Genomic DNA, 737 nt, shown 5'->3' with positions numbered 1-737 from the left:
GCCAAGTTCGGCGTGCCCGTACCCCGCGGCATCCCGGCGTACACAGTTCAGGAGGCGGTCGAGGCCGCCCAGAAGCTCGGCGGCCCGGTCTGGGTCGTCAAGGCCCAGATCCACGCGGGTGGTCGCGGCAAGGGCGGTGGCGTCAAGGTTGCCAAGTCGATCGAAGACGTCAAGAAGCTGGCCGGCGAGATCCTCGGCATGCAGCTCAAGACGCACCAGACCGGCCCCGAAGGCCAGAAGGTCCGTCGCCTCTACATCGAGGACGGCGCCGACATCCAGAAGGAATACTACGTCTCGGCCGTGACCGACCGCGCCACCCAGAAGGTGGCTTTCATCGCTTCGAGCGAAGGCGGCATGGACATCGAGGAAGTGGCGCACTCCACGCCCGAGAAGATCGTCACCGAGTTCATCGACCCGCTGACCGGCCTCGGCGACGCACAGGCCAAGAAGATCGCCGACGCGATCGGCATCCCGGCCGACTCCACCGCCCAAGCCGTGGACGTCTTCAAGAAGCTCTACACCTGCTACATGGAAACGGATGCCTCGCTGGTCGAGATCAATCCGCTCAACCGCGACAGCAAGGGCAACATCATGGCGCTCGACGCCAAGTTCAACTTCGACAGCAACGCGCTGTTCCGCCACCCCGAGATCGTCGCCCTGCGCGACCTCGACGAGGAAGACGCGGCCGAAGTCGAAGCCAGCAAGTTCGACCTCGCCTACATCAGCCTCGACGGCAA

The 737-nt window shown here is 64.7% G+C and carries 1 protein-coding gene; it reads left to right on the top strand.

The window, feature by feature from the left end; all coding sequences use genetic code 11:
* A partial coding sequence (locus AC1DF3_RS37015) for an ATP-grasp domain-containing protein (RefSeq protein ID WP_478142816.1) occupies positions 1-737 on the top strand: 737 nt, incomplete at both ends.

Source organism: Variovorax sp. 10N432, from assembly GCF_056394465.1.
Note: the sequence above shows the minus strand (reverse complement) of the source record. Positions and strands in the feature narration are given on the sequence as shown.